This window comes from Amycolatopsis sp. lyj-108, from assembly GCF_046549005.1.
Taxonomy (GTDB): Bacteria; Actinomycetota; Actinomycetes; order Mycobacteriales; family Pseudonocardiaceae; genus Amycolatopsis.
Genome location: NZ_JAJPWQ010000007.1, coordinates 83876 through 100456 on the forward strand (window position 1 = coordinate 83876; position 16581 = coordinate 100456).

Here is a 16581-nt window from a genome sequence, read left to right on the forward strand (position 1 = left end):
CTGCGCCACGTTTGTCCCATGACAGACGACAAGAAGACGATCGCGTTCGTGGTGTATCCGGGGATGACCCCGCTCGACCTGGTCGGGCCGCTGACCGTGCTGGACGGGATGGCGAGCACGGTGCAGGAGTACCGGACGGTCGTGGTCGGTGAGACGAAGGAGCCGGTCACCACCGACAACCCGCTGAAGCTCGTGGCGACCCACACCTACGACGAGGTCCCGTCGCCGTACGCGCTGCTCGTTCCCGGCGGCGCCGCTCCGACGCTGAAGGCACTCGCCGACGAGAAACTGATCGGCTACCTGCGGAAAGCCGGGGCGAACGCGGAACTCGTGACCTCGGTGTGCACGGGATCGCTGCTGCTGGGACAGGCCGGACTGCTGGCGGGCCGTCGCGCCGCGACGCACTGGATGTTCCGTGAACTGCTGGGCGCGTTCGGGGCGGAACCGGTCGCCGAACGCTGGGTCGAGGACGGGAACGTGATCACCGCCGCCGGGGTGTCGGCGGGGATCGACCTCGCGCTGCACCTGGTCGAGCGGCTGGTCGGGGCCGAGATCGCGCGGACGATCCAGTTCGTCATCGAATACGACCCGGAGCCGCCGCAGGGTCCGCTCGACTGGTCGAAGCGGCCGTACGGGGACCTCAAGCCGCTGCTGGAGCACACGGTGAACGAGGCACTCGCGGGCGAACCCGCCCTGCGAGACCGGTTGCTGGCGCACACAGGGAAGTAAGGGGGCGGCCATCCGGGTGAGAAATCGCCGATACGGGCATAGCACCGGGTTACATTCTGGTCATCCGTACAGGTGATAGGTGGCTCGTGAAGTTCCAGGTGCTCGGCCCGCTCGCGGCCTCGGTCCCGCTGCCGTCGGCGGCTCAGCCCCGCCGGGTGCTCGCCGTGCTCCTGACCCGGCCGAACGAGTTCGTCCACCGGGACACCCTCGTGGACGAACTCTGGCCGCAGGGGCCGCCGTCGAGTGCCGCCGCGGTCGTGCAGATGGCGGTTTCCAAGCTGCGCAAGGCGTTGTCACCCGGCGTGCCGTCGGACGACGTCCGGCAGCGGCTGCGGTCCGGCCGGGGCGGTTACCGGCTGACGGTGTCGGAAGGAGAGCTGGACGTCGCCGGCTTCTCCGAGCTGACCGCAGCGGCCGCGCGAACGACCGGTGACGAGCGCGGGGCACTGCTCGAACGGGCGCTCGGACTGTGGCGTGGCCGGGCCTTCGCCGACGTTCCGGCGGGCCCGCTGGTGGAGGCGCACCGGCTGTGGCTGGAGGATCAGCGGAGTTCGGTGCTGGGCAAACTCGTCGAGCTGGAGCTGGGGGCCGGTGACCACAAGGCCGTCGCCGACCGCTTGGGACCCGAGCTGGCCGTCCGGCCCGCCGACGAACGCCTCGCCGGGTGGCTGGCCGAGGCGTTGCACGGGCTCGGGCGGCGGGACGCGGCGCTGGCCGTCCTCGACCGGTGCCGTCACGCGCTGTGGGAGCACGCCGGTGTCTCGCCGGGGGAGGAGCTGCTCGCGGTCCACCGCCGGATCGCCGGAACCGGGTGGTCGGCAGGCGGCGCGCCATGCCGTCTACCGCCTGCGACGCCGGATTTCACCGGCAGGGCGACGGAATTGGCGGAAGTGGTCCGTGCGCTGCGAAGTCCCGCGCCCGTCGTGCTGCACGGGGCTGCGGGAGCGGGGAAGAGCACGCTGGCCGTCCAAGCCGCGTGGCGGGCGCGCAAGCGGTTCCCCGACGGGCAGCTCGTCGCCGACCTGCGGGAGACCGGTGACGTGCTCGTCGGGCTCCTTCGCGCGCTCGGTCTTGCGGAAGCGGAACTGCCCGCAGACCGGGCCGGACTGATCTCGTTGTGGCAGAGCCACACCGCGGACCGGCGGCTGCTGGTGATCCTCGAGAACTGCCGGTCCGAGGCGGAGGTGCGGCCGCTGCTGCCGAGCGGTCCCGGCTGCGCGACGATCGTCACGACGCGGCGGCGGCTGGCCGGCCTCGTCGGCGCCAGACCGGTCGAGGTCGGCGCGCTGTCCTACCCGGAAGCGCGGACGCTGCTCGGCGCCATCGCCGGAGAGACCCGGTTGTCCGCCGAACCCGACGCCGTCCGCCGGGTGGTGGCCTGCTGTGACGGCCTCGCGCTGGCGGTGCGGGCGGCGGGGATGAAGCTGCTGTTGCGGCCGAGGGTGAGCGTCGCCGAGTTCGCGACCCGCCTGGAGAACGAGCGCCTGCGCCTCGACGAACTCTCCGCCGGCGACCTGGCCGTCCGCCCGGTGCTCGCCGAAGCTCTTGCCGAGCTTTCACCTCGGCAGCGGAATTCCTTGCGGTTGCTCGGTTTCCCCGGTGCCGCCGAGATCGCCGACTGGTTCGCGGCGGCCATGCTCGGCCGTTCGGCGGACGCGGCGGCCGAGCTGCTCGACGAACTGGTGGACGACCACCTGCTCCACGCCGGGCCCGACCGATCCGGCGTCCTTCGGTACCGGCTGCCGGATCTCGTCCGGCTCACGCTCCGGGAGCCGCCTGATCCGGCGGCCCTCAACCGGGCGCTGACGGTCATGGCGGCGTTGGCCGAACACGCTTCCGCCGCACTCGGCGACGGATACCCGCCGTCTCGACGGGGCGACGCTCCCGCGGCGGCCTCGGATCGCGTCGCGGCCGATCCGATCGGCTGGCGTGTCGCGGAAACCGCGAATCTGGCGCTCGCCGTCCGGACCGCGAAGAGCCACGGCTGGACCGAGCTGACCGCGCGGCTGTCCGACGCCTACAGCGATCTCGTCGGACCGCGCAAGGGCGGATCTCCGGCCTGGGTCGGGTTCGGCATCGTGCGCGATCGCCTCGATCTGCCCGCGGAGGCGCGGAAACTGCTGAAACTCGGGCACGCCCACGCCGACGCGGGGGACCTGGCCCGGGCGAGGACCTGCTTCTCGCTGGCCGAGGCGAAATTCCGCGCCGCGGGTGACCAGCCGGGCACCGGGGCCGCGCTCGTCGCGCTCGCCGACGTCGACGCGGACTCCGGCCGGGCCGGTTCGGCGGTCCACGCCCTGCGGGAGGCGATGGACCTGTTGCGGGACTGCGGTGATCTCGCCGGGCAGGCGATGGCGTCGGCCCAGTTCGGCTCGCTGTGGGACGACCTCGGCGACTTCCGCCGGGCGAAGGAATGCTTCGAAGCGAGCCTGCTCCTTTCGCTCCATTGCGAGGACGGGCGGCAACACGACCGGTCCGCCAAACGGTACGCCGACGTCCTGCGACGGAACGGTCGCTTGGACGAGGCAGGCGAGCTGCTGACGAGCGCCCTGCTCGGCACCCGTAGCTCGCGCGAACGCCACTGGGAGGCGCACGTCCTCCGTAGTTTCGGGGATCTCCACGCGAAAACCGGCGACGCGGGGGAGAGCGAACGGTGTCTTTCGCGGTCACTGGAGCTGTTCGAGGACGTCGGGCACCGGCACGCCGTCGCCTACACACATCGAAGCTTCGGTGAATCGCTGCGTCTGGCGGGTGAGCATGGCCGGGCCGCCGAGCATCTCGGCCTCGCGATGAGTACGTTCCGCGAGCTCGGAGACCGGCGCGGCGGCGGATATGCCTTGCTGAGCTTCGGGCGTCTGCGGGCCGACGAAGGCGTCGCGACCGAAGCCGCCGAAGGGCTTCGCACCGCGGCGGGGCTGTTCCGGGAGCTGGGCTTCCCGGTGTGGGAGCTGCGTGCGCTCCGGGACCTTTCGGCCGTCGACAGGAGCGGGCGCCAGCGGGATCGGGCTCGTGAAGCCTTGACGAAGATCCGCTCCAGAGTGACTCCCGCATAGCCCGGCGAAGGAGTACCGGCGACGGCGTTTGGCGAAGTTATGGCGACGGCGTGTTGACTGCGGCTCAGGCGAGCGGACCTCGCGCCGTCCCGAAATCGCGGGACTGGGGGTGGCGGCGCGTACTCGTGGCCGGGTGACGCCTTCCGAGGGCTGGAGGCGTCACCCGGTTCGACGGCTAGCCGCCGCTGACGTGCAGGAGTACGTCCGCGTCGCCGAGAATCGCTTGGTCGAGCGGGAAGTAGCCCTGCCGCGGAGTGGGATCGGTACGGACGCTCGCGGACGGGACGTCGGAGGCGGGGAGCAGGCCCCAAGCCGTGGTGACGTGTTTCTGAAGGAATCCTTCGTAGGTGTCGGGCTCCGGCTCTTGAAGCGCTATGGACTCGCATCGGCCGAGGCTGGTCGCGACGAAGGTGTAGCGATCGCCGAGCAGCGGCGCCACCAGCGCACCGGCGGGGAACCAGTGCGTCTCCGTCCCGGCCACGCGCATCGTGCTCGACTGACGGCGCAGGTGGAGATTGTGGGCGAAGACCAGCGTCCTGCCGCGAACGGCTTCGGCGGCGCGGATGTCCAGCAGATTCCGCGCCATGATGGCGTCCCTGGTGGCGACAAGGGGCATGTACCGCTCGTGCGGCTCGAGAGGTTCGGCGCATTGCCGGTGGTAGCGCAGCAGATCGATGCCTGCCATGAGGTGGACCTCAGCCCGCGACCAGTCGTCCGTCACCGGCTCCGGTTTCCGTGAGCGGAGCGCGTCGAGCAAGTCGGCCGCGATCGCTCGCAGCCGGTAGGCCTCGGCTGTGGCGCCGGGCGACGAAGCCGCGTCCATGACGGCTTCGGTGCGGCCCCAGCGCTCGTCGTCGCCGGCCGGGCCAGCGATGTCCACGTCGAGCTCCAGGAAGTCGCGGGCGTACTCGAGGTAGCGCCGCGGACTGGGCGCGGAGGTGTTCTCGGTCTGGGTGTCGAAGCCGTGGAACGAAAGCCGCTCCTCGGGAGGCCGGTTTTCGTTGTACTCGCGCATCCACGCGATCAGTCGCCTGTTCGCCTCCACGCCACCGAAGACGTGTGTGAAGCCTTCGCTCATCGCCAGGTCGAGGGATCCGGTGCCGTCCCGGACGAAGTCGTTCGCGACGAGCGCGGCCACGCGATCCGTTTCGAGGGCGATCGACCGGAAACCGCGGTCGACGAGCTGGGCGAACAGCTCGTTGCGGACGTCGGCGAAGACCGGGGTCGCGTGCGTCGGCTCGCCCAGGGCGAGCAGGTCACAGGAAGGGGTCACGAAGTCTCGGATGTCTTGACTCATGAGGTTCAAGCGTATCGTTGATCCTTCGTTTGAAACTTTTGCTGCTGTTGGCTGGGTGACGGCTGGGAAAGCCTCAAACCGTCCGTCAGGTGGCGCGAGGCTCACGAGACTTGACCGGCTCGGCGCCAGTGACCGAGTACATGAAGGACCCCTTCCTGTACCTAGGCGCAAGGAAGGGGTCCTTCATGTACTCGGAAGGGGCCTTCACGCGCTGTCGCTGTAGCGAAGAGGCTCAAGGCGGCGTTCCTGCCCGCCCGTCTGCCTCGGCCGGGCCGAGCCCGGCATGCCGTGAACGGCTCCTTCCCTGCTCTCAGGGTAGGGAAGGAGTCCCTCACGGACCTGCGATCCCGACCCACCCGCCGTAGGTACCTAGAACACGGTCGGCCCTAACCGTCCTTACCACTCACGAGACTCGCCCGACTCGGCACCAGTGACCTTGCCCGGCATCAACCGCAGCCGGAATCCACGTAGGCACCCTAGGTGCTGGAGCCGCCTGCCGTGCCGCAACAAATCCACTTCCGAATAACTCGCGCTCATTTCCTTCTTCCGCTATAAACTTAAAGAACCCTTCGCGCGCGAAGGCGCTTCGCTTGCGAAGTGGCGCTTCGCGCAAATGCGCGAGCGCAAGTTATCAGCAGTTGAGGTGAATTACCGCGTGGCAATCACCGCGCGGCCGGAGTTCGGCCCTACTTTGGCCCGCATGGTTGAGAAGGATTCGACGGCGCGGACCCGGGAACTGGGCCACCGCATGAGGGCGTTCCGGCAGCGCAGGCACTTCAGCGGAGCCGACGTCAGCCGCCGTAACGGCTGGTTGCAGAGCAAGGTCACGAGGTGGGAACAAGGGCTGCGCGAGTTGTCCGTGGTGGACGCGGCGCTGTATCTCGCGACCTGCGGCGAGGCGGAGCCCGAACGTGACCTGCTGCTGGAATTGACGCAGCCCGGCGGAGACCTGTACTGGGTGCGGCCGTACTTCGACGAGCTCGTCGACCCGATGAAATCCCTGGCTATCCAAGAGAATCTCGCGCACACGCTGGTCCGCTACGAGTCGTTGACCCTCCCCGGGCTGTTACAGACCGAGCCGTACGCCCGCACTGCCTTCGAGCTGATCGGCAACCGCGACCAGGCGCAGCTGGACACGGTCGTGAGCGCGCGGATGGACCGGCAGCGGTTGCTGCAGCGCGACCGGCCGCCGAAGTGCCGGTTCTACGTCCACGAGCGCGCGCTGCGGTCGGTCATCGGCGGCCCCCGGATCATGCACGAGCAACTGCTCCACCTCGTCCTGTCGGCGAACCTGCCCTATTGCTCCATTCGTATCGTCCCCGAAAGCAACGAGGTGAGCAGAACGATCGAGAATTCTTTCACCATCATGGAATTCACGGAACATCCGGCGGTGGTGTACACGGATTCCTACGCGGCCGGAGTGTTCGTCGACGATCGGGTGGCGGTCGAGGCGTATTATTCACTCGTCGCCCGCCTGGAAAGCGATTCCTTGACCGAGGAGCGGTCACGGCAGCTGCTCGCCGAATGGGCGGACCGGTACGACCGGATGGAGGAGTGACCCTGGCGAGGTTTCCCTCGGCGGCTTCCTGGGGTAACCCTTCCTGTAGCCGAAGAGAAGGAGTTCATGGTGTCGAAGACGCAGGGTGGTGCCCCGGTCGCCGAGGCGGAGATCGAGCGGAAGTACGACTTGGCGGCCGACAGGCCCATCCCGCGGCTGGTCCCGGTCGGTCCGGTGACGAACCAGGCCGATCCGAGGGTCGACCTCCTCGACGCCACGTACTTCGACACTCCCGACTTCCGGCTCGCGCAGGCGGGCATCACGCTGCGGCGCAGGCTTGGCGGAAGCGACGAGGGCTGGCACCTGAAGCTCCCCGTCGGTGAGGACAGGCGCGAGGAACTCCGCCTCCCGCTGTCCGGCAAGCCGGACAAGGTGCCCGGCGCGCTGGCGAGACTGGTCCGGGCGCACACCCTCGGCGCCAAACTCGTCCAAGCCGCGCATCTGCGCACCGAGCGCACGTCGTACGCGTTGCTCGACGTCGAGGGCCGCGAGCTGGCGACGTTGACCGACGACGTCGTCACCGGTGAGGCCGGCGGGGACAAGGCGCACCTCGACCGCTGGCGGGAGATCGAGATCGAACTCTCGCCCGGCGCCGATCCCGCCGTGCTCGACAGCCTCGACCAGGCTGTCGTGAGCGCGGGCGCGGAGCGGTCGAGGTGGCCGTCGAAGCTTCGGCGGCTGACCGACGAGCTCGTGCCTTCGGCGCGGGGAGCGTCCGGGTCGGTGCTGGCGGACTATCTCGCCGAGCAGCTGGATGCGCTGCGCCGCAACGACATCGGGGTCCGTCGGGACGCTGACGACGCGGTGCACCAGATGCGGGTCGCGAGCAGGCGGCTGCGCAGCGGCTTGAAAACCTTTGGTCGCTCGTTCGACGCCGACGTCGCGAACGGGCTCGCCGCCGAACTCCGCTGGCTCGGCGGCGAACTCGGGCCGGCGAGGGACACCGAGGTGATGGCCGCACGCCTGCACGACGAGGTCAAGGCACTCCCGGCCGAATTGGTGCTTGGCAACGTCGAGCAGCTGATGACCAGGCACTTCGCGCGCGAGGCCGAAGAGTCGAAGGCACGCGCCATCCGGGCGCTCGACAGCAAGCGATACACGGCTTTGTTGCGAGCGTTGGAAAAGCTCGTCGGCAATCCGCGGAAGATCAAGGAAGGCAAGAAGGAACTACGCAAGGCGGTCGCCCGTACGGACCGGAAGTTGCGCAAGGCCGTCGCTGCGGCGAGTGAGCTCGAAAGCGGCGCGGAGCAGGACGCCGCGTTGCACGAGGTGCGCAAGAAGGCGAAGCGTGCCCGGTACGCGGCGGACGCGGTCGGGCCGGTGACCGGTAAGAAGCTTCGAAAATGGCGAAAGAACGTCAAGGCGGTGCAAAGCACGCTCGGTACGCATCACGACGTCGTGGTCACCCGGGAGACCCTGCGGCTTCTCGGTCTCCGCGCCTACGCCGAGAACGAAAACGCTTTCACATATGGCCTCCTGCACGGACGTTCCGTCGCCTCCGCCGAGGCCGAGCGTCGGCGCTTCTCCGGAGAATGGCAAGAGATGAGTAAAGGTTCCCGCCCGAAATGGCTCAAATGAGGTAGCCCGGGTTGACCTCTCGGCCTCGCTGAGTACGGTCGAGGGAACTTGGTGGTCTGGAGAGAGGCGCCCCCAATGTTGCCTGGCCAGCGCGTTCCCGGCGAACAGTCGCCCCTGGCCGTGACCACCCGCCGCCGGAAAGACGGCGTTGTCGTCCTCACCGCGGTGGGGGAGATCGACGCGGCCACCGTCGGGCGGTTCCGTACCGAACTCACCGGCGCGTGTGTCACGGGAAAGCAGGTGATCCTGGACCTCTCCAGGGTCGGTTTCCTCAGTTGTGCGGGGCTGCACGTGCTCGAAGAGGCCAACGCGGTGGCGCCCCGGTTCTCGGTGATCGTGAAGACCCCTTTGGTGTCACGGATCCTGGACGTCAGCGGGGTCGGAGCCGGTCTCGACGTCCGACGTGACGTGGAGGACTTGCAGGACACGGTCTAGGCCCCGTCGAGCTCGACCTCTTCGGCGCTGACGTCCGGCAGCAGGCCGCGCCAACGCGGATTGCGCAGGCAGCCGGAGTCGGTCCAGCCGCCGAAGACGACCTCGCCGACGACGGTCGGCCGGGACCAGCGCGCGTCCCGCGCCTGTTTGTCCGGGACGGAGCGGAACGGGGATGTCTTGCGCTCCAACCGGATCAGCCGCCGGGACAGCTCCTCCAGTTCGTCGGCCGCGAAGCCGACGCCGACGTTTCCGATGTACCGCAAGCCATTCTCGTGCGGGACGCCGAGCAGCAACGAACTGAACGTGCCCGCCCGGCTGCCGCCACCCGGCCGCCAGCCGCCGAGCACCACTTGCTGGACCCTGGCCCCGGTGATGGAAAGCCATTCCCCGGTACGCCTTCCCGGGTGATACGCGGAGTCGGCCCGTTTGGCCACGATGCCGGCCAGCCCGTGTTCGCGGGCGGCTCGCGCGACCGCACCACCGTCTCCGAGGTAATACCGGGTGACCTGCCAATGCGGTCCGGCGAGCCCGAGTTCGCCAAGGAGTTCCCGCCGTTGGACGTAAGGCGACTCGACGCAGGAACGGCCTTCCAGATGCAGAAGATCGTTCACCAGGTAGAACGCCGGATAGCGCGAGGTGAGCCGTTTCGCGGAAGCCTTCGTCGCACGCGCGCGGTGCCCGAGCCCGTCCGGACTCGGCTTCCCGCCGTCGAAGACGACGATTTCCCCGTCGAGGAAGGCTTCCGTGGTACCGAGTTGCTCGCCGAGCCCGCGGAATTCGGGGTACAGACCGGTGACGTCGTCGCCTGAATCGTCGTACGCGGTGATCCGGCCCCCGGTCACGCGGATCAGGGTGCGGCGTCCGGACCAGTCGAATTCGTAGGCCCATTCCGCGTCTTCGGCGGTCGACGGGAGACGGCCCGGTCTGGTCAGCATCGGGGCGAGGAAAGAAGGGAGTTCCGCGCGGCCGGGATCGGCGGGGTCGAGCCGTTTGAGCAGCCAGCCGCGATCCTTGCCGTCCTTCTTCACATTGAGGAAGAGGTATTTCCCGCGTGCCCGTTCGCCGTGGAAGACGACCTCCACCTTGTGGTCGTTGAAGTGCAGCGTTTCGTATCGGCCGGTGTCCCAGATCGTCATGGTGCCACCGCCGTATTCGCCGGCGGGTATCTCACCTTCGAAGGTCAGGTATTCCATCGGGTGGTCTTCGGTGTGCACGGCGAGGCGTTCGAGATCGGGCGACATCGGCAGGCCTTTCGGCACCGCCCACGAGACCAGTACCCCGTCCCGTTCGAGCCGGATGTCCCAATGCAGGCTGCTCGCATGGTGTTCCTGGATGACGAAGAGATCGTCGGCCCCGGTCTCCCCATCGCGATCGGGAAGGGGTTCGGGTGTCCGCCCCGGTCTGCGCTTACGACGGTAATCGCCGAGTTTCTCCGCCATGGTCGGCCAGCGCACCCCTTTCCGGGTCGGGTCACGCAAGCCTAGCGCCGTTCACGGTCTCACCGTGCGATGAAGGCCCCTTTTCCTGCGGTGAAAGCAGGAAAAGGGGCCTTCGTACCGATTTGGCTCAGTCGGTTTCGGCCAGCGCCTCCGCGAACTGCGCGGCGTAGAGCCGCGAGTACGCGCCCCCGGTGCGCAGCAGCGTTTCGTGATCGCCCTGTTCGACGATCGCGCCGTTCTCCATCACCAGGATGACGTCCGCGTCGCGGATGGTGGAGAGCCGGTGCGCGATGACGAAACTCGTCCGCCCCTCGCGCAGCGAATTCATCGCCCGCTGGATCAGCACCTCGGTGCGGGTGTCGACCGAGCTGGTCGCCTCGTCGAGGATGAGGATCGCGGGTTTCGCCAGGAACGCCCGCGCGACGGTGATCAGCTGTTTCTCACCGGTGCTGACCGTGCCGCCCTCGTCGTCGATCACCGTGTCGTAGCCGTCCGGAAGGGTGCGGACGAACCGGTCGACGTGGGTCGCCTTGGCCGCAGCCACGATCTCCTCCTGCGTGGCGCCCGTGGAACCGTAGGCGATGTTCTCGGCGATCGTGCCGCCGAACAGCCACGCGTCCTGCAGCACCATGCCGGTCTTGGCCCGCAGGTCCTCGCGGTCCATCCCGGCGATGTCGACGCCGTCGAGGGTGATGCGGCCGCCGTCGAGTTCGTAGAACCGCATGAGCAGGTTGACCAGCGTGGTCTTTCCCGCGCCGGTCGGGCCGACGATGGCCACGGTGTGCCCCGGTTCGACGGTGAGCGACAGGTCTTCGATGAGCGGCGTGTCCTCGGTGTAACGGAACGACACGTGCTCGAACTCGACCTGGCCACGGAGCTTCTCCACCCGCGCGGGTTCGGCGGGCTCGGGCTCCTGCTCGTCCGCGTCGAGCAACGCGAAGACCCGCTCCGCGGACGCGATGCCGGACTGCAGCAGGTTCGCCATGCTGGCGATCTGCGTGACCGGCTGGCTGAACTGCCGCGAGTACTGGATGAACGCCTGGACGTCGCCGAGCGACAGGGTTCCGGACGCCACCCGCAGCGCGCCGATCACGGCCACCAGCACGTAGCTCAGGTTGCCGATGAACATCATCGCGGGCTGGATGGTGCCCGAGATGAACTGCGCCTTGAAGCTCGCGCCGTAGAGCGTGTCGTTGTGCTCGCGGAAGACCTCTTCGGCCTCCTCGCGGCGGCCGAACACCTTGACCAGCGAGTGCCCGGTGTACATCTCTTCGATATGCGCGTTGAGCCGTCCGGTGGTGGACCACTGCTTGACGAACTGCGGCTGCGCCTTCTTGCCGATCTTGGCCGCGACGAGCACCGAAGCCGGTACCGAGAGCAGCGCGACCAGTGCCAGCAGCGGCGAGATGACGAACATCATCGCGAGCACACCGACGACCATCAGCAGCGACGACACGATCTGCCCGAGGGTTTGCTGCAGGGACATCGCGAGGTTGTCGATGTCGTTGGTCGCCCGGCTCAGCACCTCGCCGCGCGGCTGGCGGTCGAAGTAGCTCAGCGGAAGCCTGGCGAACTTTTCCTCGATCCGCTCCCGCAGGTCGAACACCGCCCGCTGGACCAGGGTCGTGGTCAGCCGCGCCTGCAGCAGCGAGAAGAACGACGCCACGATGTAAAGCAGCAGCACCCACATCAGGACCTGGCCGACGGCGTCGAGGTCGATGCGCTGACCCGGGACGAAGTCGATTCCCGAGAACATGTCGGCGAGGGTGTTGTTCCCTTCCGCCCGCAGCCCGGCGATGACCTGGTCCTTGCTCTGCCCCGGCGGCATGTCCTTGGCGACGACCCCCGCGAAGATGAGGTCCGTCGCCATGCCGAGGATCTTCGGGCCGATGACGTTCAGCGCGACGCTGACGATGCCGAACATCAGGATGCCGTACAGCATGGCGCGCTGCGGTTGCAGCAGGCGCAGCAGCCGCTTCAGCGATCCCTTGAAGTCCAAGGCCTTCTCGGCGGGCTGCCCGCCCATGAAGGCGGCGGGGCCACGGCCGGCACCCCCGGAGGGGCCGGGCCCCCGTGCCGCGCTCGCGCGCTCGCCGACCGGTTTGGCCGCCGTGTCCGAAGAGGACACCGTGGACTCTGTTGACTCGGGCGCGCTCATCAGGCGGCCTCCTGCTCGGTCAGCTGGGACAGCACGATCTCCCGATAGGTTTCGTTGTCGTCCATGAGTTCGGCGTGCGTTCCGCTGCCGACGACGCGGCCTTCGTCGAGCACGACGATGCGGTCGGCTTGGCGGATCGTGCTGACCCGCTGCGCGACGATGACCACGGTGGCTTCGGCGGTCTCGGCCACCAGCGCCCGCCGCAGCGCGGCGTCGGTGGCGTAGTCGAGCGCGGAAAAGGAGTCGTCGAAGAGGTAGATCTCGGGGCGCCGCACCAGCATCCGCGCGATCGCGAGCCGCTGTCGCTGCCCGCCCGAGACGTTGGTCCCGCCCTGGGAGATGGGGGAGTTCAGCCCCTCGGGCATCCGTTCGACGAAGTCCTTGCCCTGGGCCACCTCCAGCGCGTGCCAGAGTTCGTCGTCGGTGGCGTCGGGCTTGCCGTAACGAAGGTTGCTCGCGACCGTCCCGGCGAACAGGTACGGCTTCTGCGGCACCAGCCCGACGGCGTCGGACAGCACGGTCTGATCCAGTTCCCGGACGTCGACGTCGTCGACGCGCACCGAGCCGTCGGTGGCGTCCATCAGCCGGGGGATCAGGTTGAGCAGCGTGGTCTTCCCGCTGCCGGTGCTGCCGATGATCGCGGTGGTCTCACCGGGCCTGGCCAGCAGCGAGATCCCTTGCAGCACCGGCTTTTCCGCGCCGGGGTAGCGGAATTCCACCTCGGACAGTTCAAGTCGTCCGTGCACTTCGCCGGGGCTGATCGGGTTCGCCGGGAGGACGACGCTGGTGTGCGTGTCGAGCACCTCGGTGATGCGCTCGGCACTGACCTCGGCACGCGGCACCATCATGAACATGAAGGTGGCCATCATGACCGCCATCAGGATCTGCATGAGGTACGACAGGAACGCGGTGAGCGCGCCGATCTGCATGCTGCCGTCGTCGATGCGAAGCCCGCCGAACCACAGCACGGCGACGCTGGAGGCGTTCATCACGAACATGACGATGGGGAACATCAGGGCCATGAGCCTGCCGACGACCAGCGAGACGTCCAGCAGCTCGGTGTTGGCCTTGGTGAACCGCCGCCGCTCGTGGGTGTCCTTGACGAAGGCGCGGATCACGCGGATGCCCATGATCTGCTCGCGCAGGATCTGGTTGATCTTGTCGATACGCTCCTGCATCAACCGGAACGCCGACCGCATCTTCGCGATGATGACCCCGACCGAGATGCCGAGGATCGGCACCGCGAGCACGAGCAGCCACGAGAGGGTGACGTCCTGGTTCAGCGCCATGATGATGCCGCCGAAGCACATGATCGGCGCTGACACCATCAGGGTGAACGTCATCAACGTCAGCAGCTGTACCTGCTGGACGTCGTTGGTGGTGCGGGTGATCAGCGAGGGCGTCCCGAACTGGCCGACCTCACGGGCGGAGAAGTCCTGTACCCGGTGGAAGATCGCGCCGCGGATGTCGCGGCCGACCGCCATCGCGGTGCGGGCGCCGTAGTAGACCGCGCCGATCGAGCAGGCGATCTGCACCAGCGATACCAGCAGCATGACGCCGCCGACGCCGAGGATGTAGTCGATGTCGCCCTTGACGACGCCGTCGTCGATGATGTCGGCGTTCAGCGTCGGCAGGTAGAGCCCGGCGAGGGTCTGGACGAACTGCAGCAGCACGATCAGCCAGAGGTCTCGCCGGTACGGGCGCAGGTGAACGCGCAACAGCTTGGTCAGCACTACGGTTTCTCCCCCAGGGGTGGGTAGGGTGTCACTTCTGCTTCGGGTTCGGGCCGGTGAGCGAGGGGACGCCCGCCGAGGCTTCGCGCAGGAGGACGCCGAGTGTCTCCAGGAACGGCCTGGCGCCCTCGTCGACCAACCAGCTGAAGAACGCCGTCTTCACCGCGGACTCCACGATCGCCGCCATGAGCCGCGCGTTCAACGCGTTTTCCGCGCCCGCACCCGCACGTTCGAGGATGGCGTCCGCCAGCACCTGCTCGACCTTGGCGTGCGCCTTGAGGAACTCGCCCTGCACCGACGGGTGCAAGAGCAGCGACCGCGCCAGCTCGACCGAGCCACGATTCGGCTCTCCCAGGCTGCCGTAGGCTTCCAGCGTCGCGGTGCAGACCGCCTCCCACAGTGCCTCTCCCGCGGGCCGCTCGCGCAGCGCCTCCCGCAGGAGTTCCTGCCGTTCGACGATGAACGAGCAGATCGCCTCCTCCTTGCTGGAGAAGTAGTTGTTGAACGTGCGTGGCGAGACTCCGACGGCGGTGGCGATGTCCTCGACGCGAACCTGTTCGACGCCCTTTTCCATGGCGAGTCTGAGTGCCGCCTCGCTCATGGCGCGATGGGCCGCGCGCTTCTTGCGTTCGCGCAGCCCCAAGGGCGCGGGCGGATCGGGGGGCATGCGAGCAGCCTAAGGAAAACTTGCGCGGCACGCAAATTTATGCGCAATCCGCATTTTTCGGACATCCCCCGTGTCGTGGAACACGCAAGATGCAGCCGAATGGCCTAGCGCGCCGCGCTCACCAGCCGTAACGCGTTCGTGACCACGTCACTGCCAGCGGTTGAACAGGAACCGAGTGTGGACACGGATAGTGACTTCTGCTTGCATGGCCGTCGTTGTGCTGGGGAGTGCGACACGGGTCCGGGTATGCGAAGAGAAAGAAGTGGAAGCACATGGTGACGCGGGCTCGAGGCTTGCTTGACCGCTCACGGGTTCTTCTGGACCGTTCCAGGGTCGCCGCGGCGCAGTTCCTCGCCGCACCGCCCAGGCACGCTCCGTCGGCTCCGCCGGTCGAACCGGCGGTGGAACAGCGGCCCGCCGTGGACGCGCCGGAGGCCGGTGCGCTCGCCGGCGTCTGCTCCAATGTCGCGCTGCGCGACCTCAACCTGCTCGACCAGCTGCTGGCCCAGCTGGAGACGATGGAGGCGGGGGAGGAGAACTCCGACCGTCTCGCCGAGCTCTACCGGCTCGACCACCTCGCGACCCGGTTGCGGCGCAACGCCGAGAACCTGCGCGTGCTCGCCGGCCGGGACGCCGACGACACGACCGCCGGGATCTCGTCCGTGCTCGACGTGATGCGGGCCGCGATGTCGTCGATCGACCACTACTCGCGGATCACGATCGGCCGGGTCGTTTCGCTCGGTGTCGTCGGCTTCGCCGCCGAAGACGTCAGCCGGATCCTCGCGGAACTGTTCGACAACGCGGCGAACCAGTCTTCGCCGAGTTCGCCGGTCAGCGTCAGCGCGCATCTCACCGAACAGGGGAGTGTGCTGATCCGCATCGAGGACGAGGGCATCGGCATGCCGCCCGAACGCCTCGCGGCGCTGAACGAGCGGTTGGCGGCAGGCCCGGTGCTCGACGACGATTCCGTGCGGCATATGGGACTCGCCGTCGTCGGCAGGCTCGCCGACCGGCACGAGATCACCGTCAAACTCGACCGCCGCACCCCGCACGGCACGGTCGCGACCGTGCTGCTGCCGGTCCCGGTGGTCTCGGAACTGGCCGAGAAGCAGTGGTCTGGTTCGCAGACCGTCGTGCTGCCGCAGACCAGGATCACCAACGGGGCACCCGTGGGCACCCCGGTCGCGACGCCGTCCGGGCTGCCGAGGCGCCGTCCCGCCCCTGCCCCCGCGGCGGAACCGGAACAACGGAAGCCCAGCCCGCGTCCGCGCACGGCCTTCGAGCCGCCCGCTGACGGCGGCACCACGGCCAGCGGCCTTCCGCGCCGGGTTTCCCGCAGTATCAGGACTTTGCCCGACGAACCGGCCCCGCCGACCACCCTGCCCGCCGACGCGGCGGACGGGCACGAGGCGCTGCTGGCCGACCTCGATGCCTTCAGCGACGGCGAGCGTGCCGCTCTCGACGACCGGCACGAGCGTGAGACCGGAGGAAACACCCAGTGACCGCCCAGGACGCGACCACGGATTTCACGTGGCTGCTCGACGACTTCGTGCGCAAGGTGCACGGCGCCAGTCACGCGCTGATCATGTCCGTCGACGGTTTCCCTTTGACCGCTTCGGAATCGGTGTCCAGCGACGACGCCGAACAGCTCGCCGCCATCGCGAGCGGCCTGCTCAGCCTCGCGGGCAACAGCGCCGCGTTGTTCGGCAAGGGCAACTGCGAGCAGATCATCATCCGGCTCACCCGCGGCTACTTCCTGTTCATGGGGATCGGCTCCGAGGCCGGGCTCGCGGTGCTCACCGAGCCGGACTGCGACATGAAGGTCGTCGCCTACGAGATGACCCAGTTCATCACCAACGCCGGTCACGCCCTCACCCCCGAGGTGCGAGCGGGACTCCGGCAGGTCCTGACCGCCCGACGGCCGCAGGCCTGAG

12 protein-coding genes are annotated in these 16581 nt (G+C 68.4%); 7 read left to right on the forward strand and 5 right to left on the reverse strand.

Translation table 11 applies throughout. The features are described from left to right. Positions 1 to 18: 18 nt before the first annotated feature. Together ACLJO0_RS24970 and ACLJO0_RS24975 are read left to right on the forward strand one after the other, a co-directional pair. Positions 19 to 729, forward strand: coding sequence for a DJ-1/PfpI family protein (locus ACLJO0_RS24970; protein WP_410580782.1), 711 nt, complete (start codon positions 19 to 21; stop codon positions 727 to 729). An 86-nt stretch (positions 730 to 815) separates the two neighbouring features. Further along, positions 816 to 3782, forward strand: coding sequence for a BTAD domain-containing putative transcriptional regulator (locus tag ACLJO0_RS24975; RefSeq protein WP_410580783.1), 2967 nt, complete (start codon positions 816 to 818; stop codon positions 3780 to 3782). Positions 3783 to 3957: 175 nt separating this feature from the next. Here the strand turns inward: ACLJO0_RS24975 and ACLJO0_RS24980 are convergent, their stop codons facing one another. Next, a complete protein-coding gene (locus ACLJO0_RS24980) occupies positions 3958 to 5079 on the reverse strand; it encodes an erythromycin esterase family protein (protein ID WP_410580784.1) in 1122 nt (373 codons plus the stop codon). A gap of 700 nt (positions 5080 to 5779) precedes the next feature. Here ACLJO0_RS24980 and ACLJO0_RS24985 point away from each other — a divergent pair. The 3 genes from ACLJO0_RS24985 to ACLJO0_RS24995 all read left to right on the forward strand — a co-directional run bounded on the left by ACLJO0_RS24985 (position 5780) and on the right by ACLJO0_RS24995 (position 8650). Continuing rightward, positions 5780 to 6637 (forward strand): helix-turn-helix domain-containing protein, encoded by an 858-nt coding sequence (locus ACLJO0_RS24985; protein WP_410580785.1) that lies wholly within the window; start codon positions 5780 to 5782, stop codon positions 6635 to 6637. 66 nt (positions 6638 to 6703) lie between these two features. Beyond that, positions 6704 to 8215, forward strand: a complete 1512-nt coding sequence (locus tag ACLJO0_RS24990; protein WP_410580786.1) for a CHAD domain-containing protein — start codon at positions 6704 to 6706, stop codon at positions 8213 to 8215. 75 nt (positions 8216 to 8290) lie between these two features. Next, positions 8291 to 8650: an STAS domain-containing protein gene (locus ACLJO0_RS24995; protein ID WP_410580787.1), complete on the forward strand. Its 360-nt coding sequence runs from the start codon at positions 8291 to 8293 to the stop codon at positions 8648 to 8650. Here the strand turns inward: ACLJO0_RS24995 and ACLJO0_RS25000 are convergent. The 4 genes from ACLJO0_RS25000 to ACLJO0_RS25015 all read right to left on the reverse strand — a co-directional run bounded on the left by ACLJO0_RS25000 (position 8647) and on the right by ACLJO0_RS25015 (position 14647). Further along, on the reverse strand, positions 8647 to 10104 hold the full coding sequence (locus tag ACLJO0_RS25000; RefSeq protein ID WP_410581245.1) for a DNA polymerase ligase N-terminal domain-containing protein: 1458 nt from the start codon (positions 10102 to 10104) through the stop codon (positions 8647 to 8649). The genes ACLJO0_RS24995 and ACLJO0_RS25000 overlap by 4 nt on opposite strands. A 112-nt stretch (positions 10105 to 10216) precedes the next feature. Continuing rightward, entirely contained in the window at positions 10217 to 12247 is a 2031-nt protein-coding gene (locus tag ACLJO0_RS25005) for an ABC transporter ATP-binding protein (RefSeq protein ID WP_410580788.1), read from the reverse strand. Further along, complete coding sequence (locus ACLJO0_RS25010; RefSeq protein WP_410580789.1) at positions 12247 to 13980, reverse strand: ABC transporter ATP-binding protein; 1734 nt, start codon at positions 13978 to 13980, stop codon at positions 12247 to 12249. Before ACLJO0_RS25010 ends, ACLJO0_RS25005 begins: the two co-directional genes overlap by 1 nt. A gap of 31 nt (positions 13981 to 14011) precedes the next feature. Continuing rightward, positions 14012 to 14647, reverse strand: a complete 636-nt coding sequence (locus ACLJO0_RS25015) for a TetR/AcrR family transcriptional regulator (protein ID WP_410580790.1) — start codon at positions 14645 to 14647, stop codon at positions 14012 to 14014. 272 nt (positions 14648 to 14919) lie between these two features. Here ACLJO0_RS25015 and ACLJO0_RS25020 point away from each other — a divergent pair, with 272 nt between their 5' ends. Together ACLJO0_RS25020 and ACLJO0_RS25025 are read left to right on the forward strand one after the other, a co-directional pair. Continuing rightward, entirely contained in the window at positions 14920 to 16149 is a 1230-nt protein-coding gene (locus ACLJO0_RS25020; RefSeq protein ID WP_410580791.1) for a sensor histidine kinase, read from the forward strand. After that, positions 16146 to 16580: a roadblock/LC7 domain-containing protein gene (locus ACLJO0_RS25025; RefSeq protein ID WP_181777271.1), complete on the forward strand. Its 435-nt coding sequence runs from the start codon at positions 16146 to 16148 to the stop codon at positions 16578 to 16580. Before ACLJO0_RS25020 ends, ACLJO0_RS25025 begins: the two co-directional genes overlap by 4 nt. Position 16581 lies beyond the last annotated feature (1 nt).